Source organism: Kitasatospora sp. NPDC004289 (assembly GCF_053602875.1).
Genome location: NZ_JBSGEL010000082.1, coordinates 1 through 25,322 on the forward strand (window position 1 = coordinate 1; position 25,322 = coordinate 25,322).

The 25,322-nt window shown below is 74.6% G+C and carries 24 protein-coding genes; 9 read left to right on the forward strand and 15 right to left on the reverse strand.

Features of this window, described 5'->3' with window-relative positions:
- Nucleotides 1–185: 185 nt before the first annotated feature.
- From ACWEPF_RS34445 to ACWEPF_RS34455, 3 genes are all read right to left on the reverse strand, one after another.
- A complete protein-coding gene (locus ACWEPF_RS34445; protein WP_452175684.1) occupies nucleotides 186–1,331 on the reverse strand; it encodes an acyl-CoA dehydrogenase family protein in 1,146 nt (381 codons plus the stop codon).
- Nucleotides 1,332–1,635: 304 nt separating this feature from the next.
- Nucleotides 1,636–2,130, reverse strand: coding sequence for a hypothetical protein (locus ACWEPF_RS34450; RefSeq protein ID WP_345279407.1), 495 nt, complete (start codon nucleotides 2,128–2,130; stop codon nucleotides 1,636–1,638).
- Nucleotides 2,131–2,841: 711 nt separating this feature from the next.
- On the reverse strand, nucleotides 2,842–3,060 hold the full coding sequence (locus tag ACWEPF_RS34455) for a DUF397 domain-containing protein (RefSeq protein ID WP_345279405.1): 219 nt from the start codon (nucleotides 3,058–3,060) through the stop codon (nucleotides 2,842–2,844).
- Between the two features lie 362 nt (nucleotides 3,061–3,422).
- Between ACWEPF_RS34455 and ACWEPF_RS34460 the strand changes: the two genes are divergently transcribed.
- Together ACWEPF_RS34460 and ACWEPF_RS34465 are read left to right on the forward strand one after the other, a co-directional pair.
- A complete protein-coding gene (locus ACWEPF_RS34460; protein ID WP_345279451.1) occupies nucleotides 3,423–3,821 on the forward strand; it encodes a PTS-dependent dihydroxyacetone kinase phosphotransferase subunit DhaM in 399 nt (132 codons plus the stop codon).
- A gap of 281 nt (nucleotides 3,822–4,102) precedes the next feature.
- Nucleotides 4,103–5,032, forward strand: coding sequence for an NAD-dependent epimerase/dehydratase family protein (locus ACWEPF_RS34465; RefSeq protein WP_345279403.1), 930 nt, complete (start codon nucleotides 4,103–4,105; stop codon nucleotides 5,030–5,032).
- A gap of 19 nt (nucleotides 5,033–5,051) precedes the next feature.
- On the opposite strand, the gene ACWEPF_RS34470 is transcribed toward ACWEPF_RS34465, so the two are convergent.
- Nucleotides 5,052–5,552 carry an NUDIX hydrolase gene (locus ACWEPF_RS34470; RefSeq protein ID WP_449798181.1) on the reverse strand — a complete coding sequence of 167 codons (501 nt, stop codon included), beginning with the start codon at nucleotides 5,550–5,552 and terminating at the stop codon, nucleotides 5,052–5,054.
- Between the two features lie 884 nt (nucleotides 5,553–6,436).
- Here ACWEPF_RS34470 and ACWEPF_RS34475 point away from each other — a divergent pair.
- The gene (locus tag ACWEPF_RS34475) at nucleotides 6,437–8,500 is read left to right on the forward strand and encodes a hypothetical protein (protein ID WP_452175685.1); all 2,064 of its coding nucleotides are present in this window, start codon (nucleotides 6,437–6,439) and stop codon (nucleotides 8,498–8,500) included.
- A 7-nt stretch (nucleotides 8,501–8,507) separates the two neighbouring features.
- Here the strand turns inward: ACWEPF_RS34475 and ACWEPF_RS34480 are convergent, their stop codons facing one another.
- From ACWEPF_RS34480 to ACWEPF_RS34500, 5 genes are all read right to left on the reverse strand, one after another.
- Complete coding sequence (locus tag ACWEPF_RS34480) at nucleotides 8,508–9,122, reverse strand: acetyltransferase (RefSeq protein WP_452175686.1); 615 nt, start codon at nucleotides 9,120–9,122, stop codon at nucleotides 8,508–8,510.
- A 158-nt stretch (nucleotides 9,123–9,280) separates the two neighbouring features.
- Nucleotides 9,281–9,931, reverse strand: coding sequence for a sugar transferase (locus ACWEPF_RS34485; protein WP_452175687.1), 651 nt, complete (start codon nucleotides 9,929–9,931; stop codon nucleotides 9,281–9,283).
- Between the two features lie 37 nt (nucleotides 9,932–9,968).
- Nucleotides 9,969–11,156 carry a glycosyltransferase family 4 protein gene (locus ACWEPF_RS34490; protein WP_345279393.1) on the reverse strand — a complete coding sequence of 396 codons (1,188 nt, stop codon included), beginning with the start codon at nucleotides 11,154–11,156 and terminating at the stop codon, nucleotides 9,969–9,971.
- On the reverse strand, nucleotides 11,149–11,880 hold the full coding sequence (locus ACWEPF_RS34495; RefSeq protein ID WP_380148734.1) for a polysaccharide deacetylase family protein: 732 nt from the start codon (nucleotides 11,878–11,880) through the stop codon (nucleotides 11,149–11,151). The genes ACWEPF_RS34490 and ACWEPF_RS34495 overlap by 8 nt, the downstream gene beginning before the upstream one ends.
- Before the next feature lie 357 nt (nucleotides 11,881–12,237).
- A complete protein-coding gene (locus ACWEPF_RS34500) occupies nucleotides 12,238–12,498 on the reverse strand; it encodes a hypothetical protein (RefSeq protein WP_345279389.1) in 261 nt (86 codons plus the stop codon).
- A 495-nt stretch (nucleotides 12,499–12,993) separates the two neighbouring features.
- Here ACWEPF_RS34500 and ACWEPF_RS34505 point away from each other — a divergent pair, with 495 nt between their 5' ends.
- Nucleotides 12,994–14,007, forward strand: a complete 1,014-nt coding sequence (locus tag ACWEPF_RS34505; RefSeq protein WP_345279387.1) for a polysaccharide deacetylase family protein — start codon at nucleotides 12,994–12,996, stop codon at nucleotides 14,005–14,007.
- 210 nt (nucleotides 14,008–14,217) lie between these two features.
- Complete coding sequence (locus ACWEPF_RS34510) at nucleotides 14,218–15,027, forward strand: pentapeptide repeat-containing protein (RefSeq protein ID WP_452175688.1); 810 nt, start codon at nucleotides 14,218–14,220, stop codon at nucleotides 15,025–15,027.
- Between the two features lie 36 nt (nucleotides 15,028–15,063).
- On the opposite strand, the gene aspS is transcribed toward ACWEPF_RS34510, so the two are convergent.
- Both aspS and ACWEPF_RS34520 read right to left on the reverse strand, forming a co-directional pair.
- Nucleotides 15,064–16,380 (reverse strand): aspartate--tRNA(Asn) ligase, encoded by a 1,317-nt coding sequence (gene aspS, locus ACWEPF_RS34515; RefSeq protein WP_452175689.1) that lies wholly within the window; start codon nucleotides 16,378–16,380, stop codon nucleotides 15,064–15,066.
- Between the two features lie 330 nt (nucleotides 16,381–16,710).
- On the reverse strand, nucleotides 16,711–17,484 hold the full coding sequence (locus ACWEPF_RS34520; RefSeq protein ID WP_449798186.1) for a glutamate racemase: 774 nt from the start codon (nucleotides 17,482–17,484) through the stop codon (nucleotides 16,711–16,713).
- A gap of 121 nt (nucleotides 17,485–17,605) precedes the next feature.
- Between ACWEPF_RS34520 and ACWEPF_RS34525 the strand changes: the two genes are divergently transcribed.
- Genes ACWEPF_RS34525 through ACWEPF_RS34540 form a run of 4 tightly spaced genes read left to right on the forward strand, consistent with a single transcriptional unit; the run spans nucleotide 17,606 to nucleotide 20,820 of the window.
- Nucleotides 17,606–18,493, forward strand: coding sequence for an alpha/beta fold hydrolase (locus ACWEPF_RS34525; RefSeq protein ID WP_452175690.1), 888 nt, complete (start codon nucleotides 17,606–17,608; stop codon nucleotides 18,491–18,493).
- Nucleotides 18,494–18,550: 57 nt separating this feature from the next.
- Nucleotides 18,551–18,871: a hypothetical protein gene (locus ACWEPF_RS34530; RefSeq protein WP_452175691.1), complete on the forward strand. Its 321-nt coding sequence runs from the start codon at nucleotides 18,551–18,553 to the stop codon at nucleotides 18,869–18,871.
- Between the two features lie 37 nt (nucleotides 18,872–18,908).
- Nucleotides 18,909–20,072, forward strand: coding sequence for a glycosyltransferase (locus ACWEPF_RS34535; protein ID WP_452175692.1), 1,164 nt, complete (start codon nucleotides 18,909–18,911; stop codon nucleotides 20,070–20,072).
- Between the two features lie 4 nt (nucleotides 20,073–20,076).
- On the forward strand, nucleotides 20,077–20,820 hold the full coding sequence (locus ACWEPF_RS34540; protein ID WP_452175693.1) for an SAM-dependent methyltransferase: 744 nt from the start codon (nucleotides 20,077–20,079) through the stop codon (nucleotides 20,818–20,820).
- 159 nt (nucleotides 20,821–20,979) lie between these two features.
- On the opposite strand, the gene ACWEPF_RS34545 is transcribed toward ACWEPF_RS34540, so the two are convergent.
- From ACWEPF_RS34545 to ACWEPF_RS34560, 4 genes are all read right to left on the reverse strand, one after another.
- On the reverse strand, nucleotides 20,980–21,858 hold the full coding sequence (locus ACWEPF_RS34545) for an aminoglycoside phosphotransferase family protein (protein WP_452175694.1): 879 nt from the start codon (nucleotides 21,856–21,858) through the stop codon (nucleotides 20,980–20,982).
- 89 nt (nucleotides 21,859–21,947) lie between these two features.
- Complete coding sequence (locus ACWEPF_RS34550) at nucleotides 21,948–23,147, reverse strand: glycosyltransferase family 4 protein (RefSeq protein WP_345289542.1); 1,200 nt, start codon at nucleotides 23,145–23,147, stop codon at nucleotides 21,948–21,950.
- A gap of 4 nt (nucleotides 23,148–23,151) precedes the next feature.
- A complete protein-coding gene (locus ACWEPF_RS34555; protein WP_345289541.1) occupies nucleotides 23,152–24,360 on the reverse strand; it encodes an ABC transporter ATP-binding protein in 1,209 nt (402 codons plus the stop codon).
- Complete coding sequence (locus ACWEPF_RS34560; protein WP_345289540.1) at nucleotides 24,350–25,159, reverse strand: ABC transporter permease; 810 nt, start codon at nucleotides 25,157–25,159, stop codon at nucleotides 24,350–24,352. The genes ACWEPF_RS34555 and ACWEPF_RS34560 overlap by 11 nt, the downstream gene beginning before the upstream one ends.
- Between the last annotated feature and the right edge of the window lie 163 nt (nucleotides 25,160–25,322).

Here is a 25,322-nt window from a genome sequence, read left to right on the forward strand (position 1 = left end):
AACCAGATCAGGTTCCAGGCGAGGATCACCGCGACGATCGGGACGACGATGTTGCGCACCCACGAGGGCAGCGACTTCCAGAACGGACGCTCACTTGCAAGTGAAACTCCGTACCCGGCACACGGGTCGTTTCGTTCCCCTTCGCGCAGTTCCCCGCGCCCCCGGCATGACCACTTTCGCGCGCCCTAGAAGAGCCCGTCGGCCAGGCCGTCCAGGGTGGCGTCCTCGGGGGGGAGGTGGGTGCGGCCGGTGAGGAGGTCGCGGAGGTAGCGCTCCAGGGGGTGGCGGCGGCTGAGGCCGGGGTTGCCGGTGAGGGTGACGGCCTGTTGGACGGCGGCGGTGGCGGCGCGGTTGATCAGGAGCTGGGCCGCCCCGGTGCGCTGGGCGGCGGTGCGCTCGCCCCGGTCGACGCGGGCGGCCAGCCCGTGCAGGAGCTCCTCGGCCCCGATCAGCGAGGCCTCGATCTCGGCCACCGCGGCGCGGTACCGCGGCAGGGTGGAGAGCGGCTCCGTCAGGTTGGCCGGGGTACGGCGGCCCAGGAAGGTGACCAGCCACTGCTGGGCGGCCCGGGCGACGCCCAGGTGCACGGCGGAGAGGGCGAGTTCGCGCCAGGCGCGGGAGACCTGGTCGGCGGCCTCCGCCGCCGGGTCGGCCCTGCGGGCGGGTGCCAGGCCCACCACCGCGTCGGCGGCCACCGCGACCTCGCTGAGCTGCACCTCCTGGCCGGCCGCCGCCCGCAGGCCCAACTGGTCCCAGACCGGGTCGAGTTCGATGCCGGGACTGTCCCCGCGGACCAGGAACCAGCCGGTCCGCGGCGGCTCCTCCTCGGTCCGGGCCCGGACCGCCATCCAGGCCAGCGCCTCGGCCCCGGCGCACCAGCCCTTGCGCCCGTTCAGCCGCCAGCCCTGGCCGTCCCGGCGGGCCACCGTGTCGGGGCGTTGGCCGGGCTCGGCGGGCAGGGTGTTGAGCAGGGCCGGGCCGCGGCGGGATTCGGTCAGCAGGCGGCGGTAGAGCGCGGCGGGCCAGCCACCGGTGCGGGCCTGCTCCGCGTGGACCAGCAGGGTGTCGGCGGCGAGCAGGGCCACCGAGGCGTCACCCCGGCCGAGTTGGGCCAGCAGCTGGACGGTCTCGGCCAGCCCGGCACCGGGGCCGCCGTAGCGGCGGCCGACGGTGAGGGTGAGCAGGCCGGCCTCGTGCACGGCCTCGATGCCCTGGTAGGGGAAGGTGGCGTCCCGGTCGTGCTCCTCCGCGCGGGCCGCCAGCAGGTCGACCACGCGGGGCAGGCGGGCGAGGGCGTCCGGGACGGACGGGGTGCCGTCGGTGACGGTCATGGCGGGGTGCCTCCGGGGCGGCTGCGTGGTGCGCTGCGGACTGCGGACGACGCGCCGTCACCCGCTCGGGGGGCGCGCTCGGTGCCGGGACGCGGCGGTCCGGAGATTGGCTGCTTTTCAGCCCCGGGGCACGCCGCCGGAGGAGTGGCTCCCCCTCAGCCGGCCGGACAGACCGCGCTCGCGGTGCGCCGCAGGTCGAGGTAGCTGCGGCGGGTCAGCAGCGGGCGGTGCGGCATGCCGGTGACTGTACGAAGCATTGATCACGAGCGTCAAGCAAGGCCCGGAAGGTGGACCTCCGGGGCCGTCAGCCCTGCTGGAACATCTCCGCCGGGAGCGGCTTGAGCAGCTGGTACAGGTCGTCCGCGATCGGACGGTCCCAGGAGGCGATGGTCACCTGGACGCCGTCGCTGCGGCCGAACTGGGCGCAGAACACGCGCTCCTCACTGACCTTCACCTTCCGGACGATCAGCAGGTCGTCGCCGAGCATGACCGGGAAGTCCTCGGCCGAGACGAAGTCGACCGGCTCCTCGTTCTCCAGCGCGGTGAGCAGCTGACGGATCTCGAACGGGACTCCGTCGGCCGCGTCGCGGGCCGGCGAGCCCTCCGGGAGGTTGCCGATGAACATCGCGGGGCCGCGGCCGCCGAACAGGTCGTACCGGAGGAAGATCCCCTGACACGAACCGTCCGGGCCGCTCATGATCATGGCGCCGAAGTCACCGGGCCAGTCGCCCGGGTCCATCGCGAGCACGTCGAAGTCCGGGCCCGCGGGGGTGCCGGAGCGGCGGCGGAGAAATGACATGACGCCATCGTACGGTGCGGTCACGCCCTGCTCACGGGGCGGGTGGGTGCTCGGGCCGAGATCCACGCTCAGAGACCAATGTTGACTCTGAGCAACCGTCCGGGCTACGTTCGGTTCAGCACGACAGCCGCTGTGGGCATCGGTCCACCGGGGGGCGGCTTGTCGCAGCGCGCCCGCGTGCGCGTTCCCTCACTGCACATAGTCGTGCGACACACCGAACCATCTGCCCAAGCGTTTTCCGCTGTCCGTCGACCGTCGAGTAGCGTCAAGCAGAGCAGGAACGACCACAGACCGCACTTCGTTTTTTCACACACAAGCCAGGTTCGCGGGGCCCCGCCCGTCGCAGCTCGCGAACCTGCCCGGTAGACCGCCGCGTGGGGGCGTGCGGATACCGGGCACCGGCACCGGACGTCGAGTCGCTCTCGATCCCGGGGCCATCCCTCCCGGCGACGCGTACCGAGGTACGTCAGGGGTTCACACGGGAGGGGGCCCGGCACTCGTGCCGGACCGCACAGCAGGCGCCGTGCCTGGACGCGTGGGGGCGTTGGGCACGGCGTCTGTCTGGTCATACTGTGAGCCGTTACTTGTCGAACAGTCAACGACTATCCGACCATCAGATTTCTTTCCGGTGTTCCGGGGCCTGCGGCCGCTCCTCCGATCTGACGGAGAACCTCCGAGGCCGGGCCCCACGGGACCTGACGGAGTGTCCGCTCAGACCGGGTCGAACTCCCCGTCCCGCGCACCCAGGACGAAGGCCCGCCACTCGGCCGGCGTGAAGACCAGGACCGGGCCCTCCGGCTCCCGCCCGTCCCGCATCGCGATGAAGCCGTCCACGAAGGCGATCTGCACGTCCCCCGGCCCCTGGCTGCTGGAGAGCCACTCGGCCCCGGTCAGGTCCAGATCCGGCTTCTTCTGCTCGGTCACTGACATGTCCCCTCTCCCTCTGTCGGACGAAGGCCCAGCGTAGCCAGCCCTCCCCGCCCGGGCGCCGCTTGCCGTCAACCGCCGTCTCCCCAGGGGCAGATGAGCCGTTCGGGTGCGGTGCGCGGGCGCGCTGTGCTAGGAGCGGCCGTCCGAATCGTGCTGCGCGCGGCGGGCGGCTGCGAGAGGGTTGGTCCAACGACCCGTCAGACCGCGCACCGCGCAGGCCCCGAGGAGCAGCCATGGACCGCCGGGAGGACCCCCGGGCCGATGTGATCCCCATCTCACAGGCCCCCTCCGCCCCGCACCCGGCCCCCGAGGCGGCGCCCCCTCCCCCGCCGCGGCCGGGCGGGCCCGGGCAGGTCGGCCGGGTGGGCGTGGTGCTGGTCTCGCACAGCCAGCGGCTGGCCGAGGCCGTGGCCTCGCTGGCCACCGGACTGACCAGGGCGACCGACCCGGCGCCGGTGGCCGCCACCGGCGGGAGCCTGGCCGACGGCCTGGGCACCAGCGCGGTGCTGGTCGCGGCGGCGGCCCGGCGGGTGGACCAGGGGCACGGGGTGGCGGTGCTGGCCGACCTCGGCAGCGCGGTCGGCACCGTGCGGGCGCTGCTGGCCGAGGCGGACGAGCACGGACTGCCCTTCCCCGTCCGGCTGGCCGACGCCCCCTTCGTCGAGGGGGCGGTGGCGGCCGTGGCCACCGCCTCGGCCGGCGGGGACCTGGCCGCCGTGCTGGACGCGGCCGAGGAGATGTACCGCCAGCGCAAACTCTGAGCCCCGGGGGCGCGAGGACGTACGTGGTTACACCGGAGGCGCGAGGAACTGCGCGAATCGGGAGGCGGCCCACCGGCAACTGAACCACCGTCAGCCAGTTGCACGTGCTGCCTTTCCACAGCGCGCAGTTCCCCGCGCCCCCGGCATGACCACCGACCCGCGCCCCCGGGGTGGCCGCTCTGCCCCGTTTGCGGCACGTCGGGCCTGGTGCGTCGATACGATGCGGCGCAGTGCGCCCGGGGCGGGAGACCCCGGGCCGACAGGTGGGGGGAGTACGACAGATGCGGGTGGTCGTGACCGGCGGAGCCGGTTTCATCGGGGCCAACCTGGTCCGCGCGCTGCTGGACCGGCCCGAGGTGGCCGAGGTCGCGGTGGTGGACAACCTGAGCACCGGGAGCAAGGCCAACCTGGACGGTGTCGACGTGACACTGTACGAGGGAACCATCCTGGACCCGGCACTGCTGGACGAGGCCTTCGCCGGGGCCGAAGCGGTGGTGCACCTGGCCGCGCTGCCCTCAGTGCCGCGCTCGGTGGCCGATCCGCTGGCCAGCCACCACGCCAACGCGACCGGCACCCTGGAGGTGCTGGAGGCCGCCCGCCGGGCCGGCGTCGGCCACGTGACCGCGGCCTCCTCGTCCTCGGTCTACGGGGCGAACCGGGAGCTGCCCAAGCGGGAGACCATGCGGACGGCGCCGATGAGCCCGTACGCGGTCAGCAAGCTGGCCACCGAGGCGTACCTGGCGGCCTATCACCACTGCTACGGGCTGGGCGTGCTGCCGCTGCGCTTCTTCAACGTCTTCGGCCCGCTCCAGCCGGCCGGGCACGCCTACGCCGCCGTGGTCCCGGCCTTCCTGGACGCCGCGCTGGCCGGGCGGCCGCTGAGCGTGCACGGGGACGGCGGCCAGAGCCGGGACTTCACCTACGTCGGCACCGTCACCCAGGTGATCAGCGAGGCCGTGGTCCGCAAGGTGGTGCACGCCGACCCGGTCAACCTGGCCTTCGGCACCCGCACCTCGCTGCTGGAACTGATCGGCCTGCTGGGCGAGGTGCTCGGCGAGACCCCGCAGGTCGAGCACACCGACCCGCGGCCCGGCGACGTCCGCGACTCCCAGGCGGACAACGCCAGGTTGCGCGAGCTGTTCCCCGAGGTCGTGCCGGTGCCGCTGCGGGAGGGCCTGGAGCGCACGGCGGCCTGGTTCCGCACGCTCTGACCGCCCCCGTGAGGGGGTGTCAGGCCGGGTCGCCGGTGCCGGGGGTGAAGCTGAAGGCGGCCTCGGCCTTCCCGGCCAGCGCCAGTTCGAGCCGGTAGCGGACGTACTCGTCCAGCTCCAGCTCCGCCAGCTCGGCCAGGGTGAACCAGCGGACCTCCAGGGACTCGTCGTCGTTCACCCTGGCCTCGCCGGAGACGGCGCGGCAGCGGAAGGTCAGGTCCAGGTACTGGGCCCGGTCCCCGTTGGGGTAGCTCATCATCGGGGAGACCGTGACGGCGCTGAGCATCTCGGGCTCGGCCACCACGCCGGTCTCCTCGAACACCTCGCGGACCAGCCCCTCGGCGGGCTGCTCCCCCGGGTCGAGGATGCCGCCGACGATCCCCCAACGGCCGGAGTCGCTGCGGCGGTTGAGCAGCACCCGGCCCTCCTCGTCGCGGACCACGGCGCCGACGCCGGTGAGCCAGAGCGGACGGGTGCCGACGAGGGAGCGCAGTTCCGCCAGGAAGGAAGGAATAGCCATGGTCCGAGACTATGCCGTCCGGAGGTGCGCATGGACTCCCACCCGTCCCCGGAGGGCGTGCGGAACCTGATCGACGGTCAGGCCTCGATCGGGACGGTGATCCAGTCCGGCACGATCGGGCAGGTCAACCTGGCGGCCCGGGCCGAGGTGCGGACCGCGCTGGACGGGCTGCGCTCACGCGGGCGGGTGTTCGTCGGGCGGCAGCCGGAGCTCGACCGGCTGCTGGAGCTGCTCCGTCCGGAACCGTCCGCCCCGGCGGACCCCGGGGAGCCGCAGCCCGGGTCCGCAGCGGGCTCCCCCACCGCACCGACCCGCTCACCTTCGGGCTCCGGCTCGGATCAGGGCTCCGGCTCCGGCTCGCTGGAGGAGCTCGCCGCCCGGCACGGGCTGTCGACCTGGGCCCCGCCGGCCCCGGGGCCGGACGGCCCCCGGACCGAGTGGCGGATGACCCGGGCCGACGGCACCTTCGGCCCGCTCCCGGAGAACCTGCGGCTGCTCGCGCGCCGGAGCCCCTCCGGACAGATGCTGCCGCTGCCCTACGCCTATCTGGAGGAGCCACCGAGCCCCGCGGAGCCGGTGCCGGCGGTGCCCGAGGCGGAACCCGGTCCGGCCGCCGTGGCGGTGATCAGCGGTCCGGGCGGGGCGGGCACCACCGAACTCGCCCTGCAGGCCGCCCACCTGGCCCGGGAGCGGGGTGACTTCCCCGGCGGTGTGCTCTTCCTCGACCTCCGGGGCCACCGGCCGGACGGCCGGGTGGAGCCCGGCGCGGCGCTCGGCACGCTGCTGGAGGCGCTCGGCGTCCCCGCCGCCGAACAGCCCGCCGGCAGCCGGAGCGCGAGCAGCTCTACCGCTCGCTGCTGGCCGCGCGGGAGGGTGCGGTGCTCGTGGTGCTCGACGACGCGGCCGCAGTGCCGCAGGTGCTCCCGCTGCTGCCGGGCGATCCGCGCACCCGGGTGCTGGTCACCTCCCGGCACTCGCTCGGTCTGCCAGGCGCCGAGGTGGTCGAGCTGGCCGCCCTCGGCCGCGCCGACGCGCTGGAGGCGCTGCGGCTGCACGTCCGGGCCTCCGGTCCGCGCGAGGGCCACCGGCAGCGGGGCCGTCGGGACGGCCGCTTCCGGCGGGAACCGGAGGCGGCCGAGGCGCTCGCCGTCCAGTGCGGGCGGCTGCCGCTGGCCCTGCGGATGGTGGCGGCGCTGCTCGCCGAGGACCCGGAGCTGACCCTCGCCGAGTTGGCCGGGGAGCTGGCGGACCGGCGGACGGCGCTGGACGGCATCGCCGACCGGGAGCGGACCCTGCGGGCGGTCATCGACGTGTCGTACCGTCACCTGCCGGCGGACCAGGCCCGACTGCTGCGGCTGATGGCACTGGCGCCCTTCCCGCTCACCACCGACACCGCCACCGCACTGGGCGGCGGATCCGAGCGGACCACCCGCCGCCTGCTGCGCGGCCTGGTCCGGTCCCATCTGGTGACCGGCAGCGGCGGAGGGCAGGGGCGCTGGGAGCTGCCCGACCTGATCCGGCTCTTCCTGGAGGGGCTGCCCACCGAGCCCGCGGAGCCCACCGAGGCCGCGGAGGCCGCAGAGCCTGCGGAGCTCGCGGACGAGGAGGCCGCCCAGGCCCGGATCCGGCTGCTGCTGGTGTACGAGGGCCGCACCCGGGCGGCCGCCGAGGACCTGTTCGCGACCGCTCCCCGAGGTGGCCGGTCGGTGGCGGTCCGGCAGGCCCAGGCGCTGAACTGGCTGGACGAGGTGCTCGCGGAGGCGGTGCTGCTGGCCACCGGCGAGGGCCCGGCGGACCTGCGGATGCTGCTCTGCCACAACCTGGAGCGGTACCTGGAGCGCCGTCACCTGCCGGACACCGGGCTGCTGGTGGCCGAGACCCTGCTGGCGCTGACCCTCGAACTGGCCGAGACCGGGCTCCGGCCGGAGTTGGCGCGGGGACTGCCCCGGATGGTCCGGGACGCGTACTGCTCGCTGGGCTCGGCCCTGCTGGCGGTCCGTCAGCCCCGGGCCGCGGCGGCCTGCTTCGAGGAGGCCGTGGAGCGGGCCCGCGCCGACGGGGATCTCCGGGACGAGGCGCTGGCACTCTCCGGGGTGAGCCGGGCCCTGGCCGGGCAGGACCGCGGGGAGGAGGCGGTGACCGTGCTGCGTCGGGCCCTCGCCCTGCTGGACGGCCCGCCGGAGCCGGCCCCGGAGCTGAGCGCGGAGCGGGACCCGGAACTGGGCCCGGAGCGGGACGCCCTCCGGCTGGCGCTCGGTCGGGCCCTGCTACGGGAAGGCGACGCCGAGGGCGCACTCGCCGAGTGGCGGCGGATCGCGGAGCCCGGGGCCTCGGACGAGGTGGACCGGGAGGTGGCGCGGGCGCTGCTCGCGCTCGACCGGGCTCCCGAGGCGGTCGCGGTCCTGCGCGGGGTGCTCCGGCGGGCCACCGAGGCGGAGCAGGTGTTCCGGGCCACCTCCACCCGGCTCGCGCTGGGCGAGGCCCTGGTGGCGGCGGGCGGGGCGGCCGAGGCCGCCGAGGTGCTGCGGGTCGTCGAACTGGCGGGCGCCATGAACGAGGACCACTGGCTGGTCGCCCGTTCCTGGCGGTGGCTGGCCACGGCCCACCGGGAGCTCGGCGAGCCGGACCGGGCCGGTGAACTCCTCCGGCACGCCGTCGCGCTGGCCCGGCGGACCGACGACGCCGAGCTGCTGGTGGAGATCGGCAACGCCCGGCAGGTGGCCGAGGAGCCGGCCGAGGCGGCGCAGGCCTGGGGGCTCGCGGTGGACTGCCTGGTGCGCACCGGCGACCTGCCCGGGGCACGCTCGGTGCTCGGCCAGGCGGCCGACGCGCTGGAGCGGCTGGACGGCCGGCCCGAGCTGCGGGAGCTGGTGCCGGAGCTGCGGGCCCGGGCGGCGGCGTTGGCCGAGCTGGAGCGCGGGCTCGCGGCGGAGACCGGGGCGGGCTGACCGTCCGTCAGGCGGGCGGTGCCATGGGACGGGCCGGGGAGCCGATCACCGTGGTGCCGTCCGGGACGTCCCGGGTGACCACGGCGGCGGCACCGACGAAGGCCAGCCGGCCGAGCTTGCGGCCCTGGAGCACGACGGCGTTGCTGCCGACGGTGGCGCCGGGCTCGGCGTGCACGGAGCCGGAGACGTTGCCGCCCGGATAGACCGTCACCAGCTCGGTCAGCACGGTGTCGTGACCGACCGTCGCGTTGTAGTGCACCTGACTGTGCGGCCCGATCCGGACGTTGCTGGAGACGTACGCCCCGCCCATCACCAGGCAGCCCGGCCCGAGCGTGGTCTCCGGGCCGACGATCGCCCGGGGGTGCACCAGCGTGGCGGCCCGGCCGCCGAGGCCGTCCAGGACCGCGGCCAGCCGCTCCCGCACCCCGGGGTCGGCGATCCCGATCAGGTACGGCGCCCCGGCGGGCAGCTCGGCCGGCGCCAGCACCGGCAGTCCGCGCACCGTGCCGCCCTGCGCCCGGTCGTCGAGGAAGCCGGCCACCGGCACTCCGGCGGCGAGGGCGGTGTCCAGCGCCTCGCGGCCGACGCCGCCGGCTCCGGCGATCCACAGGGGCTCGGTCATGAATGGTGTCCTCTCGGGCGAACGTGGCTACGCCCTCGGGGGCGCGGGGAACTGCGCGGGTCGGAAGGCGGCTCACCGGCAACTGAACCACCATCGGCCAGTTGCCGGTGCTGCCTTTCCACCGCGCGCAGTTCCCCGCGCCCCCGGTGTGGCCACTGTCAGGAGGCTTCCTCGACCGGGATGCGCGGGGCGGTGGCCTGGCGGGGAAGGACGATGCGGGTCGTGGTGGTGGCGACCGGGACGGGGAAGCCCGGGTTGACGCCGCCGGCGGCGGTGATGCCGGTGGGGCGCAGGAGCATGCGGGCGGTCATGACCAGGATCCGGAGGTCCAGGCCGAGCGAGCGCCTGGCGATGTACTCCAGGTCCAGCTCGATCCGCTCGGGCCAGGTGATGGAGTTGCGGCCCTTGACCTGGGCCCAGCCGGTGAGGCCGGGCCGGACGGCGAGACGGCCGCGCTGCCGCTCGGAGTAGTGGACGACCTGCTCGGGCAGGGTGGGCCGGGGCCCGATCACGCCCATGTCGCCGCGCACCACGTTCCACAGCTGCGGCAGCTCGTCGAGACTGGTCTTGCGGAGCAGGGCGCCGAGCCGGGTGATCCGGGGAGCGTCCGGCTCGTCGGGGTGGCGCTTGTCCCGCATGGTGCGGAACTTGAGGATGCTGAACTCCTGACCGGCCCGGCCGGTCCGGGTCTGTCGGAAGATCACCGGGCCGCCCATGGTGCAGCGGATCAGGATCGCGATCACCAGCCCCAGCGGGAGCGCGATGCTCCCGGCCAGCACGGTGACCACGAGGTCCCCCCCTCGCTTCATCTTCTTCTCCCCCAGCGGGTGTGGTGGTGAGGTGGCGTCAGCCGACCGGCCAGGCCAACCGCTTGGCTCTGGCCACCGCGGCGTAGGTCTCGAGCGAGACCCGCGCGACGGCGCGTTGGTCGAACGTGGCCAGGGCGCGGCGACGGGCGGCCGCGCCCAGCTGCTCACGCAGGTCCGGCTCGGTGAGGAGCCGGTCCAGCGCGGTGGTGAGGGCCCGGGCGTCGCCGGGCGGGGTGAGCAGCAGGTGCTCGCCGTGGGTGCCGATCTCGCGGCACCCGCGGATGTCGCTCAGCACCATCGGCAGACCGCTGGCGGCGGCCTCCATGGCGGAGCGGGAGAACCCCTCCCGGTAGGAGGGGAGCACGAAGACGTCGAGCGCGGCGTAGACCTGCGGCATGTCGGAGCGGCTGCCGAGGTACTCGACGCCCCGCTCCTCCTCGGCCAGCGCGTCCGGCTTGTCCGCGTCCTGCGGGCCGACCCAGACGAACCGGGCCTTCCCGGCCAGCGCGCGGGCCGCCTCGGCGTACTCGACGATGCCCTTCTCGGCGACCCGGCGGCCGACCCCGCCGACCAGCAACTCGTCGTCCGCGACACCCAGTCCGGCCCTGATCCGGGCCCGGGCCTCGGGGTCGGCGCCGAACCGGGAGAGGTCCACGCCGTTGCCCACCACCCTGGAGCGGCGGGCCGGGACGGCGCGCGAGAGGGTCTTGCGGTCCTCGCCGTTCTGGTAGAGCTCGGCGTGCGAGAAGCGGGCCGCGAAGGCCTCGGCGCCCAGCACGAAGGCCCGTTTGGCGATCGGGTCGTGGGCCTGGGCCCAGAGGCCGTGGCAGGTGTTGACCACCACCGGCACCCCGGCCAGCCGGCCGAGGATCCGGCCCATCACGCCGGTCTTGGGGTTGTGGGTGTGCAGCACGTCGGGCTCGATCCGGCGCAGCACCGCGAGCAGTTCGCGGGCGGCGGCCAGGTCGGCCTTCGGCTCCCAGGCGCGGGTCAGCGCGTGCAGCGGCTCGTGCCGGACCCCGATCGCGGTGAGCTGCTCGACGTAGGGGCCGGGGGCGCTGATGCCGTAGGTCTCGAAGCCGGCCTCCAGGTCCACCTTGAGCTCGGTGGCGAGCAGCAGCTGGAGGCTCATGTCGACGGTGGTGAGGTGGGCGACCCTGAGCGGGCGGCCGTGCGGGCCGCGCAGGCGGGGTGACGGGGCACCGGGTGACAGGGCGTCAGGCACGGGCGCCGACCGCCTTCGCGGTGGCCACGATCCGGGCGTAGGCCCGTTCGGGTATCAGGCGGCCGTAGAGCTTGGCCCGGTAGAAGTCGATCGGGTCGGTGCGCCGGACCGGCACCCGGGCGAACCGGGCCGGGTCGAAGCCGGGCAGGTTGCGGCCGACCTGGCCGGTGGCCGAGGTGCGGAAGCGGGCCCGCAGGGCGGCGTCCAGGTGCGGGACGGGGACGCCCCAGGTGTAGGCGAAGTGCTGGGGCCGCACCCCGAGGCGCTCCTCGATGTCGTCGTTGCACCCGTCCAGCTCGTCGGTGGAGAGCAGTTCGGGACGGACGTGGGTGCGGGTGTGGTTGGCCACCGTGCACAGGCCGGAGTCGACGAGCTCGCGCAGCTGCTCCCAGCTGAGGCCGGGCGCACCGGTGTCCTTGGCGGTGGCGCCCTCCCAGCGCATCGGGCCGCCGACCTGGCCGCTGGCCAGGTAGATGGTGAAGGGCAGGCCGCGCTCCTTGAGCAGCGGCCAGGCGTTCTCGTACACGTCGGCGAAGCCGTCGTCGAAGGTGATCACGGTGCTGGGGGTGCGGCGGCCGGCCGCGAGGCGGTCGGCGGCCTCGTCCAGACCGGTCACCCGGCCGGGCGGCAGCTCGGCGAGCAGGTCCATCTGGGCGGTGAAGTCGGCCGTGGTGACGTCGAGTTCGTCGCTGGATCCGCCGCCCACCCGGTGGTAGATGAGCACCGTGGCACCCTCGCCGGGGACGGCCCCGGCAGCCCGTGCCAACTGCTGTTTCACCCTGCCCCGGATGCCTCCGGACGCAGCACTGCCCGCCATCGTTCCCCCCTCGGCGCCACCCTCCCCGGCGGCGCAAGTGGCCTTGCGCCCGGCAGCGGTCGGCGGCCGGGCGAGCCCAGACTAGGGGGATGCGTGGGGCTGGTGCCGGGAACTTGTGAAAGAAAAGCGCAGATAGGCCGAAAATCGGCCGGTCCGATCAGAACGCGGCACCGCGCGGTGCCGGAGGTGTCACGCAGCGCTGCCCTTCGGCGCGCCAGGGCCCGTCAGCACACTCCGGAGCCCGTCAGGACGCCCCTGAGCCCGTCAGAGCGCCGATCCGCCGTTCGGGCGGAGGCGGGCGAACGCGACCCGGGCCAGCAGCAGCACCCCGGCCGCCAGGCAGCCGGCGACCGCCATCACCCAGGCTGCGGGGCCGTCGCTCTCCGGGACCAGCACGGCGGTGAGGATGCCCATCGCGATGCAGGCCGCACCGACGGCGGCCAGCGCGAGCTGGTGACGGTGCAGGGCGGCACCGCCGAACAGCCGGGCCACCGTGCCGCCATGATCACGTTCTGTCTCGCTCATGCCACCCAAGGTATACCCGCGGGAGCGCGGACGGGAGCCGGTGAACACGCTCCCGGCGCACTCCCGCACGCCCCCGCAGGCCCCCCGCACGCTGCCGCGAAATCTTGCCGAAGGCCGTACAACCATCGGTGGCCGTCGGCTGTCTCCACTACATTGAACGATCCAGATCCAGGCCCGCTCCGACGGTCCACCGGGTGCCCACACACCCGGAGGCCGTAGGTGCGGGCCGAGCAGCACGCCGGGCAGTCCGGCACCCGGCGGGGCGCGAGCAGGAGCAGCGTCCGAGGCGTTCCCACCGGTTGCAGGTCCGTCCGGTCAGCGATGCAGGCCTTCCGTGGCACGGGTTGGGAGTCCCCACCACGGTCGGCCGGGCCGAGGGCGGCGCCGCCGCGCCACGGCAGCCGGGGCACGGCCAGGTCGCCCCGGTGGTACCGCCACGCCGCACCGGCGACCGAGGGGGGCCCAGTGCCGCAGTCCGACAGCACCGTCACCACCATGACCAGCCGTCCCACCGACCGCACACCGTCCGTGACCGTCCCTGCCGTTCCCGCCACCACCACCGGCGCCGACGGCACCGAGGGCCCCGCCGACCGCGACCGCGGCGGCTGGCTGCGCTTCTCGCCCGCCCAACCGCTCTTCCGCGCTCGGGCCGCCCAGCGGCTCGCCGTGCTCGCCTACCACGGCGTGACCGACCCCGGCTCCTTCGGCGCCCAGCTCGACCGGCTGCGCCGCCTCGCCACCCCGGTCTCGCTCCAGGACGTCGAGCGCTCGATCGCCGAGGGACGCCCGCTGCCGCCGCGCTCGGTGCTCATCACCTTCGACGACGCCGACCGCACCGTCCTCACCCACGCCCTGCCCGAGCTGAAGGCCCGTCGGATCCCGGCGGCCGCCTTCGTGATCGCCGAGCTGATCGGCACCGAGCGCCCGTTCTGGTGGCACGAGGCCGCCTTCCTCGCCCGCAACGGCGGCCAGGCCCGCTCGCTGCGCAGCCTGGCCCGGCCGGACCAGCTGCTGGCCCGCCTGAAGACCCTGCCCGACCCGGACCGGCGGCGCAGCCTCGCCGAGCTGCGGGTCAGCGCGCACCGGCGGCCGCCGGGGCAGCAGCAGCTCTCCCCCGCGGACCTGCGGGAGCTGAGGGACGGTCAGGTGGCGATCGGCAACCACACCCTGGGGCACCCCTGCCTCAGCCAGTGCGACGACGCCACCGTGGAGGCCGAGATCACCGGTGCCCACCGGGCCCTCAGCGGCTGGCTGGGCGAGGCGCCCACCGCCTTCGCCTACCCCAACGGCGGCTACGACCCGCGGGCCGACACCCTGCTCCGCCAGCTCGGCTACCACCTCGGCTTCCTCTCCGACCACCGCCTGGGGCCCCGGCTGCCCGAGCACCCGCTGCGGATCAGCCGCCTCCAGGTCGACTGCACCACCAGCGCCCGCCGCTTCGACACCATCCTCTCGGGGCTGGAGCCGGCGGTGCAGCGCCTCTGCGGCAGACCTGCGGTCGCCGACTGACAACGGCGGCGAACTCGCGCAGGGGCCGGGGTTGTTGCGCCCCGCAGGGGCGCGGGGAACTGCGCGCAGGGGAACGGCAGCACGTGCAACTGGCTGACGGCGGTCCAGTTGCCGGTGCGCCGCCTTCCGGACTCGCGCAGTTCCTCGCGCCCCCGGTGTGACCACGTACATTGGGGCGGTTGTCCGTCCTAGTTTTCCGGGAGCACGTCCGTGGTGGCCGAAGGTCTTGAGCTGGTGTCCGACTGTGCGAACTGCTTCGGGCTGTGCTGCGTGGCCCTGCCGTTCGCGAAGTCGGCTGACTTCGCGGTGAACAAGACCGCCGGGACGCCGTGCCGGAACCTCCAGGAGGACTTCCGGTGCGGGATCCACACCAAGCTCCGCACCTCGGGCTTCACCGGCTGCACCGTCTTCGACTGCCTGGGCGCCGGCCAGAAGGTCTCCCAGCTGACCTACGGCGGCCGCAGCTGGCGGGAGGACCCGTCCAGCGCCGCCGAGATGTTCGAGGTCTTCCCGGTGGTGCGGCAGCTGCACGAGCTGCTGCGCTACCTGACCGAGGCCGCCGCCCTCCCCCACCTGGGCTCCGTACGGACCGAGCTGGAGGCGGAACTGGCGGAGGTCGGCGGGCTGACCCGCGGCGCCCCGGCCGAGCTGCTGGCGGTGGACGTGCCGACGGTGCGTCAGCGGGTGAGCGAGACGCTGCTGCGCGCCAGTGAGCTGTACCGGGCCGCCGTCCCCGGCAAGAAGCGCAACCACCGCGGCGCCGACCTGATCGGGGCCCGCCTGGCGGGGGCCAAGCTGCGCGGGGCCAACCTGCGCGGCGCCTACCTGATCGCCGCCGACCTGCGGAAGGCGGACCTGCGGGAGGCCGACCTGATCGGCGCCGACCTGCGGGACGCCAACCTGGCGGGGGCGGACCTGACGGGTGCCCTGTTCCTCCTCCAGGCCCAGCTGAACGCGGCCCGCGGCGACGCCGCCACCGTCCTCCCGTCCGGCCTGGAGCGCCCGGCCCACTGGGCCTGATCCCCCCGACCCGCGCGGGCCGGGGGGACGGGTACGTCAGGGGGCCAGCCGGTGCGGCCCGCGGAAGAGGAAGACCGCCTCGCGGATCGACTCCAGCCCCAGCATCACCATCAGCAGCCGGGCCAGCCCGGCGCCGAAGCCACCGTGCGGCGGGCACCCGAAGCGGAACACGTCCAGGTACTCCCGCATGGGGCCGGTCTCCATCCCCTTCTCGGCCGCCTGCGCCAGCAGCACCTCGGAGCGGTGCTCGCGCTGGGCGCCGGTGGTGACCTCCAGCCCCTTCCAGAGCAGGTCGAAGCTGAGCGTGAGGTCGGGCCGGCCCTCGGGCCGCCGGTGGTAGAAGGGCCGGATCGCCGCCGGGTAGTGGGTGACGAAGAGGAACTCGTGGCCGAAGCGCTCCCGCGCGTACGCGGCGATCCGCCGCTCGCCCTCGGGGTCGAGGTCCTGCTTCTCCCCCTCCGGGTCCCAGCCGCCGGCCCGCAGGACCTCCTGGGCCTCGGCCATGGTCAGCCGGGGGAACGGGACCTGAGGGACCACCACCTCCACGCCGAGGACCTCGCGGACCGCCTCGCCGTGCGCATCGGCGACCCTGCCGACAGCGTGGGCCAGCATGGCCTCCTCGAAGGCCATCACGTCCTCGACCCCGTCGGTCCAGGCCAGCTCGACGTCCAGGCCGGTGAACTCGGTGGCGTGCCGGGAGGTGTGCGAGGGCTCGGCCCGGAAGACCGGCCCGATCTCCAGCACCCGGTCGATCCCGGCGGCCACCGCCATCTGCTTGTAGAACTGCGGCGACTGGGCCAGGTACGCGGAGCGGTCGAAGTAGCCGACCCGGAACACCTCGGCCCCGGACTCGGAGGCCGAGCCCATCAGCTTGGGGGTGTGCATCTCGGTGCAGCCCTCGGCCACCGCGTACTCGCGCACGGCCTGTTCGAAGGTGGTCTGCACGGCGAACAGCAGCTGGGCGGCGGCCCGGCGGCGGACGTCCAGGAAGCGGTGGTCGAGCCGCTGCTCGGGGCCGGTCCGGTCGTCGATCGGCAGCGGGGTCTCGGCGAGGCCGAGCACCTCGACCCGCTCGGGGACGATCTCCAGGCCGCCCAGCTTCACCTGAGGGGCCGTCACCACCCGGCCGGTGATCCGCACGGCGGACTCGGGGGTGAGGGAGTCGAGCAGGGTCTCCAGCTCACCGCCGTCGCGGCGGTGGGTGACCTGGACCTGGCCGGTGTGGTCGCGCAGCACCAGGAACTGCATGGCGCGCTGGAGCCGTAGGGCGTGCACCCAGCCGACGACCGTGACCGTGTCGTCGAGACGGGTGGGGAGGCCGGAGCAGAGGGTCCGGCTCGTCGGGTGGATCATCGCAGCCTCCGTGGCTGTCGTCATGATCCCTTGGGAGTGCGGGCGAGAAGGGTGCTCGCGGTACCACCGCACTTTCGCCGCCCCGCGCGGGGGCGGCCTCTGGTCGCCCGGTGACGGGGGCGGGCCGGCGGGGCATGGGGCCCGGACGGGCCGTTCCTCCCCGCACTCGGGAGGGTCTTCACCTCGGACGCGAGTCCGCCTTCACAGCTTCCGGCGGCTCTCTCGGCTCGCGTGGGTCCTCGGCTACTCGTCTCCTTCGACGCGTTGCGACGAGAGTAGGCACCGCCCCGGCCCCCGGCAAGGGACTTTCCGGGGCGGCCGGCCCCAAGGTCAGCGAGCCTGGGCGAGGGCCGTCAGCAGCCGGCCCTCGGGGTAGGTCAGGGCGGCGGCGGGCAGGGCGGCGGTGCGGCCGGTGTGCAGCACCGTCAGGGTGCCGGAGCCCTCGGGGGTCCCGTCGGCGATCCGGCGCAGCGCCTGGGCGGCGACCGCGTCGGCCGAGCCGTGGAAGACCGGCCGGGAGCCCCGGGCGTCCACGGCGTCCCGGATCTGATCCACCACCAGCTCGTAGTGGGTGCAGCCGAGCACCAGCACCTCCGTCCCCGCCGGGGTACGGGAGGCCGCGTCGGCCACGGCGGCGGCGATGTCGGCCGCGTCGGCCCGTTCGACCGCGTCGGCCAGGCCCGGGCAGGCCACCTCGGTGATCTCGGCCGAGCCGCCGAACTCCCGGATCAGGCCGCGCTGGTAGGGGCTTCCGGTGGTCGCGGGGGTGGCCCAGATCGCCACCCGGCCGCCCCGGGCGGCGGCAGGCTTGATCGCCGGGACGGTGCCGATCACCGGCAGCCGCGGCTCCAGCTCGGCCCGGATCGCGTCCAGCGCGTGCACCGAGGCGGTGTTGCAGGCCACCACCAGGGCGTCCGGCTCCAGCTCGGCGGCGGCCCGCGCACAGGCCAGCGCGTGCTCGCTGAGGTCCTCGGGCGTGCGGGGGCCCCAGGGCATCCCGTCCGGGTCGGAGGAGAGCACCAGGTCGGCGTCGGGGCGCAGCCGCCGCAGCGCCGCGGCGGCGGCGAGCAGGCCGATTCCGGAGTCCATCAGTGCGATCTTCACAGCTCACGACTCTACTGGACCGGCCCCGCCGCCCGGCCGCCGGTGACCGCTCCGGGGCGGGCCTTCCAAGGACCGGACGGGCGTTGGCACGGGGTGGGCGCGCTGTGTGAGGGTGCCTGCCATGCCTACCTTCAGCTCCTACGACGGGACCGCGCTCCACTACGAACTCCTCGGCGAGGGGCCGCCCTTGCTGGTGCTCCCGGGCGGCCCCGGGATGGACCTGCGCTACCTGGGCGGGCTCGGCGGCCTGACGGACCGTCGGCGGCTGGTGCTGCTCGACCCCCGGGCCACCGGCCGTTCGGCGGTACCGGCCGACCGGGGCACGGTGGCCTTCACCGAGCAGGCCCGGGACGTCGAGGCGCTGCGCGCGAACCTCGGCCTGCCGGCGGTCGACCTGCTCGGACACTCGGCCGGCTGCCTGATCGCCCAGGAGTACGCGGCCGCCCACCCGGGGCGGTTGCGGCGCCTGGTGCTGGTCACCCCGGTGGGGCGGGCCGCCCGGGAGCCGGACGAGGCCGAGCTCGCCGCGCTGCGGGCCGCACGCTCCGGCGAACCCTGGTACCGGGACGCCGCCGAGGCACACCGGCTGCTCACCGGGGGCGGGCTCACCGGGGAGGCGGCGGCCGAGTCGGGGCGGCGGACGCACCCCTTCTCCTGGCACCACTGGGACGACGCCCGGCAGGCCGAGCACCGCCCCGAGCACGGCTCCCCGCACGCCTGGCTGCGCGCGGCCTACTACGCGGGCGCGGCCACCCCGGCCGACGAGGAGCGGCGGCTGGCCCGGCTGGCGGCGGTGCGGACGCCGGTGCTGGTGCTGGCCGGGGCCTCCGACGGCCTGATCGGCACCGCCCCGGCCCGGGCGGCGGCCGCGCTCTACCCGCACGCCCGGCTGGAACTGATGGACCGTTCGGGCCACCGGCCCTGGGTGGAGGAGCCCGGCCGGTTCGTGGAGCTGGTCGCGGGCTTCCTCGACCAGCCCGATCCGGCAGACTTGAACACGTTCAATTAATCTGCCACGCTGGCGGACGACGACGGTGCCGGCCGTCGCGGACCGGGGGGTGGCACGGTGGGGCTGATCTATGTCGTGGTCGTCGTGGTGGCCGTGGCGATCGCGGGGGCGTACTTCCTGGCACCCGCCTACGTGGCGGGCCTGCTCGCGGTCGTGCTGACCCGTCGACTGCCCTGGTACCTGCGGGTGCTGGCGATGCTGGTGCTCCCGGCGCTGAGCGCGCTGCTGTGCCGGCCCCTGGTCGAGGGCCTCGGGGTCGCCCGCACGATGATCGTCACCGTGATCGTCGGCCTGCTGGTCTCCCTGGCCGCCCTCCAGTGGGAGGACCGGCGGCGGGCGCGGCGTCCGCAGGAGGTCGCCCGCCCGGCGGTGCGGTGACGCCCGGCGGGCAGGGGCCGGTGGCAGACTGGCGAGGGTGACGGTGCTGCTGTGGGTCTCGGTGGTGTCCCTGGCCTCCTGGGTGTGGCTGACGGTGGGTCAGGGGTTCTTCTGGCGGACGGACCAGCGGCTGCCCCGGCGGGTGGAGCCGGAGCGGTGGCCCTCGGTGGTGGTGCTGGTGCCGGCCCGGGACGAGGCCGAGGTACTGCCGGAGTCACTGCCGAGCGTGCTGGCGCAGCGGTACCCGGGGTCCGCCCGGGTGGTGCTGATCGACGATCACAGCACGGACGGCACGGGCGAGCTGGCGCGGCGGCTGGGCGCGGCGGGCGGGCTGCCGCTGACCGTCACCACCCCTCCCCCGCTGCCGGCCGGCTGGACGGGCAAGCTCTGGGCCCTGCGGCACGGGGTCGAACTGGCCGACGAGGCCGAATACCTGCTGCTGACGGACGCGGACATCGCGCACGGCCCCGACTCGCTGGCCGCACTGGTCGCCGCCGCCGAGGGGCACGGGCTGGACCTGGTCTCCCAGATGGCCCGGCTGAGGGTGGTGACCGGCTGGGAGCGGCTGGTGGTGCCGGCCTTCGTGTATTTCTTCGCGCAGCTGTACCCCTTCCGGTGGAGCAACCGGCCCGGCTCCCGTACCGCGGCCGCGGCCGGGGGCTGTTCGCTGGTGCGGCGCGAGGCGCTGGAGCGGGCCGGCGGGATCGCGGCGATCCGGGGGGCGGTGATCGACGACGTCTCGCTGGCGCGGGCCGTGAAGCGCGGCGGCGGACGGACCTGGCTGGGGCTGGCCGAGCAGGTGGACAGCGTCCGGCCGTACCCGGAGCTGGGGCAGCTGTGGCGGATGGTGTCGCGCAGCGCGTACGCCCAACTGCGGCACTCGGTCTGGCTGTTGGCGGGGACGGTGGTGGGGCTGGCACTGGTGTACCTGGTGCCGCCGGTGGCCCTGCTGGCCGGCGGTGGGCTCACCGCGCTGTGCGGCGGCCTGGCCTGGGCCCTGATGACCGGGACCTACCTGCCGATGGTGCGGTACTACCGGCAGCCGGTGTGGGCGGCGCTGCTGCTGCCGTTCACCGCACTGCTCTACCTGCTGATGACGGTGGACTCGGCGGTGCAGCACTGGCGGGGGCGCGGCGCGGCGTGGAAGGGCCGCACCTACGGCAAACCCCTGGCGGCGGACGAGCAGGCACGGACAGACTGAGCCGATGGACCCTCGCATGCGCTTCCGGATCGCCCACTCCCACCACCCGATCGCCGCACCGCTCTCCGACGAGTCGGTCGAGCGGCTCCTCGCCCGGGCGCTGCCGGCCCGGGACGGCCGGCTGCTGGACCTGGGCTGCGGCGAAGGCACCTGGCTGCTGCGCGCCCTGACGGCCGGTCCGGGGCTGCGGGCGGTCGGGGTGGACCTGGACGACGCGGCGCTGGGGCGGGCGCGGGAGCGGGCGGAGGCGCTCGGGGTGGCCCGGCGGATCGGGCTGCACCACCGGGACGTGCGCAAGCAGGTGGCGGAGCAGCCGTTCGACGTGGTGCTGTGCGTCGGCACCGAGCACGCCTTCGGCGGGGTGGAGCCGACCCTGGAGGCCGTCGGGGAGCTGCTGCGGCCGGGCGGGGTCGCGGTGCTCGGCGTCTGCTTCTGGGAGCGGAAGCCCGAGGCCGCCGCGCTGAAAGCGCTCGGCGTGCCCGCGAGGGAGTACACCGACCTGCCCGAGCTGGTCGCCCGGATCACGCGGGCGGGCTGGGCCCCGATCGACGCCCACGTCTCCTCGCCGGCCGAGTGGGACGCCTACGAGTGGTCCTGGACCGGCTCCCTGACGGAGTGGGCCCTCACCCACCCCGAGCACCCGGACGCCGCTGACGCCCTGGCGACCGCCACCGAGCACCGCGACGGCTGGCTGAACGGCTACCGCGGCACCCTGGGCTTCGCCACACTGCTCCTGCGCAGGGCGTGAGGAAGGTGGTCACCCCAGGGGCGCGAGGAACTGCGCGCAGGGGAACGGCAGCACCTGCAACTGGCTGACGGTGGATCAGTTGCCGGTGGGCCGCCTTCCGACTCGCGCAGTTCCTCGCGCCCCCGGCATCACCACGTACGTTCCTCGCTCCCCCAACGGTCACGCCAGCACTTCGGTCACCGTCCGGCGGGCGATGGTGGCCAGGGTGGGGTTGGTGGTGCGGTAGTGCGCCCAGGCGGGGAGGGCGAAGGCGAGGGCCCAGCCGCGGGCGCGGAGCCAGGTGGCGTCGTCGGGGGCGGCGGCGCCGCGGAAGGCCGGGCGGGTGCCGGCGTCGAGCAGGGCCCAGGCGGGGAGGAGGTCGCAGGCGGGGTCGCCGACTCCGCCGCAGCCGAAGTCGATGACGGCGGTGAGGCGGCCGTCGTGGGCGAGCAGGTTGCCGGGAAGCAGGTCGCCGTGGGTCCAGACCGGGGGGCCGTCCCAGGCGGGGGCGGCGAGGGCGTCCTCCCAGACGGCGAGGACGGCGGCCGGGTCGACCAGGGTGCCCAGGGCGCTGACGGCCGCGCGGACCTCCTCGTCGCGGGCGGCCGGCGGCCCGGCCCGGTAGCCGGCAGGACCGCCTTCCGAGGGGACGTCGCGCAGGGCGGCAACGAAGGCGCCGAGGGAGCGGGCGACGGGGGCGAGGTCGGCGAGGGGGTGGTCGAAGAGGTTCGCCCCCGGGAGCCAGCGCTGGACGGACCAGGGGTGGGGGAAGTCCGGGACCGGCGCGCCCAGGGCGACCGGGGCCGGGACGGCGAGCGGGAGGTGCGGGGCGAGCCGGGGCAGCCAGTGCTGCTCCTTGGCGACGTCCGGGACCGCACCGGGGATGCGGGGCAGCCGGACCACCAGCTCCTCGCCGAGCCGGTACATCGCGTTGTCGGTGCCCGAGGAGCGGACGGGGGTGATCGCGAGCCCGGCCCAGTGCGGGAACTGACCGTCGATCAGTCTCCGCACCAGGCCGGGGTCGGTGTCGAACTCGTCCGGGTTCATGCGTGTGCCCATGGGCCCATCCCAGCCGCCGGGGCGGGCCCGCGTCCAACGGATTCCCGCCGCCGGCCGAAGCGCCGGCCGAAGCGCCGGCCGACGGGCCGTCAGCGGCCGAGCATCCGCAGGGCGGTGGGCTTGCTGTACTCGAACCTGGTCATCTGCTCCAGGTCGCGGAACCAGCTGGACGGCCCGGGCGGGGTGGCCAGGACCTCGCGGTAGAGCTCCTCGAAGGCGGTGGTGATGCTGTCGAGGGAGAACCGGCCGACCACCCAGTCGCGGCCCCAGCTCCCGAGCGAGGCGCGGAGTGCGGGGTCGTCGAGCAGTGGCCGGAGCTGGGCGGCCAGCACCTCGGGGCGGCGGGTGCCGTCGCCGAAGCCGTACATGCAGCGGGAGGCGTGCGGCTCGACCAGCGGGCCGGGCTCGTGCAGGGCGGTGTAGCCGTCCGCGCCGTGCACCACCACGGGCTTGCCGAAGGCGAGGCCGCGCAGGGCGGAGCCGCCCATGCCGAGGACCACGTCGGCGGCCTGGTAGGCCGGTCTGGGGTCGGCCAACTGCCCGGGGACGAGCACCGCCTGACGGCCCAGGTCGCCGTTGACCTCGTCGGCCACCGCGCGCATCCGGTCCAGGCTGGGGCCGGCGCCGACCACGACCAGCCGGACCCTCGGGTCGGCCAGCTCGCGGACGGCGCGGGCGGTGAGCAGCGCGCCCTCGTCCTTCTCCAGGTCGGGCACCATCCTGGTGACGATGGAGAGCAGCAACTCGTCGTCGGAGATGCCGTGTTCCTTGCGGAACTCCTCGCCGTCCACCACCCCGGGGGCGTCGGTGAGGGTGTTGACGGGGGGTTCGATCAGCCGGACGTCCCGGTGGCCGAAGGCCCGCCCCTCCCCCATCATCGCGCCGAGGCCGAGCACCAGGGGCTGGTGCCGGGGCAGGCCGCGCAGCATGCGGATGCCGTAGAAGGTGGTGACCACCGGGATCCGGCCGAGGCGGCCGGGCCCGAAGAAGGAGTTGCGGGCGGCCCGCACCTCCCAGGCGTGCACCAGCTGGCTGCCGTGCTCCTCGGCGACCCGGGTGAGCCGCTGCCGGACCACCCGGTTCGGGGTGTCCGGGCCGCCCTCGACGACCAGTTCGAGGTCGTGCGAGGCGGCCAGTTCGACGAGTGGTGCGGGGCCGTCGATGCCCTGGGCGAACAGCACCGGGTGGTGCCCGCGGTCGCGCATGGTGCGGGCGATGTCCACGGCGTTCAACTGGGCGCCACCCAGCGCCAGGTTGTTGAGGTGGACCAGGACCCGGAGACCGGTCACCGGCTCACTCCTCCCAACGGTGCGGGACGAAGACCGGCGCGGCCAGCACCACGGCGCGCGGCGGGGTGTCGAGCATCGGTCCGAAGACGTCGAACTGGCCCACGGAGTGCCAGCTCATGAGCGTTCCGCCGTCGGTCTTGCCGATGCTGTACACGCCCGCCCAGAGGGTGTAACGGCCGCGCGGGAGCGGCAGGTTGGGGATCACGCAGGCGACGTGGTGGTCCTCGCCGTTCAACCGGATCTCGTGGCTGATCTGGAAGATCGGGCTGGAGGTGCCCTCGCTGACGCCGAGGTGCAGGGTGGCGTCGCCGCGGTAGTCGCCGCCGAGGGTGAGCTCGACGGTCATCGGCTCGTCGGTGGTGAGGTTCTCCCGGCCCTCGCCGACCATCGCGTGCTTGAGCAGCTGGAGCGGTTCGCCGACCCGGGCGGTGGCCTCGGACTGGGCCTCGATCGAGTCCCGGTACCCGGCCAGCGCGTCCTTGATCCCGGCGTCCACCCGGACGGTGCCCTGCTCCAGCCAGATGCCCCGGCGGCAGATCGACTCCACCGCGGGGAGGTCGTGCGAGACGAAGACGATCGTGGTGCCCTGCTCGGCCACCTCGCGCATCCGGTCCAGGCAGCGCTGCTGGAAGACCGCGTCGCCGACCGCGAGCACCTCGTCCACCAGCAGCACGTGCGGCTCCAGGTACGCGGCGACCGCGAAGCCCAGGCGCATCTGCATGCCGGAGGAGTAGTACTTCACCTGACGGTCGATCGCCCCGCCGAGCCGGGCGAACTCCACGATGTCGTCGAACCGTCCGGCCACCTCGCGGCGCTTGAGGCCGAGCAGCGCACCGAACAGGTAGATGTTCTCCCGGCCCGTCAGGTCCGGGTGGATGCCGGCCCGGATCTCGATCAGCGCGCCGATCCGGCCGCGCACGTCGATCACGCCGCCGTACGGGTACATGACCCGGGTGAGCATCTTCAGCAGGGTGGACTTGCCGGAGCCGTTGGAGCCGATCAGGCCGACCGCCTCGCCCGGCTCGATGTGCATGTTGATGTCCCGCAGCGCCCAGCGCCAGTCCTCGCCCTTGCCGCCGCGCAGCTTCCGGGTGACCTGCTCGACCTTGTCGCGCAGCAGCATCCGCTGCTGGTCCGCCTTGAACCGCTTCCACACGTGCTCGGTGCGGACGGTGCCCAGGGGGAGGTTCTTGGTCATCAGCTCACGCGACATCGGCGATCCCCGTCTCCAGCTTCTTGAACACCAGGTAGCCGCCGCAGAGCACGACCACCGAGCTGACCGCGGCGATCCCGGTCAGGGTGAGGTCGGGTGCCTGGCCGTGCAGCAGCGCCCGCCGGTAGCCCTCGATCACCGCGCCCAGCGGGTTGAAGGCCACGTAGACCTCCTGGAGCTTCTGCGGGATCTGCGAGAGCGGGTACGCGACCGGGGTCGCGAACACGCCCATCTGCGTGATGATCGGCAGCAGGTGCCGGACGTCGCGCAGGTAGACCACGGCCACCGAGAGCACCAGCGCCACGCCGTAGGTGAACGCCAGCTGGATCAGCAGCAGCGGGAACACCCAGAAGAAGGTGGCGGCCGGCGCCGTCCAGAAGGCCAGGAAGAGCAGGCCCAGCACGCCGATGCCGATCAGCATGTCGACGCTGGCGACCAGCATGGTGGCCAGCGGGAAGACCTCGCGCGGGCAGTAGACCTTGTTGAGCAGGCTGAGGTTGTTGGCCAGGCTCAGCGCGCCCTGGTTCATGGTGTTGCTGAAGAACTGCCAGACGATCAGGCCGACGTAGGCGAACAGCGGGTAGGCCACCCCGCCGGTGTCGATCTTGACCGCCCGCTGGAAGACCAGCGTGAAGATGGCGCACAGCGCCAGCGGCGTGAGCACCGCCCAGGCGAAGCCGAGCACCGCCTGCTTGTACCGGGCGCGCAGGTCGCGCTCGGCCAGGGCGCGCACCAACTCGCGTGCCCCCAGCAGCTCCCGGGCCACCTGGGCCGGTCGGAGCCGCCGCTTGAAGACCAACTCGGGCGGGGGACCCTCGGCCCCCGGCCGCCGGGCCTCAGTCTGGTTTTCGCGCTGATCGAGGACCTGCGCGCGTTGTCCCCCCACGGAACCCCGCCTTCTCCGGTGCCGAGTGATACCGGCCGCCGCCAGGGGAGTTCCCCGGTCCGGTTCGGCCGCAGCG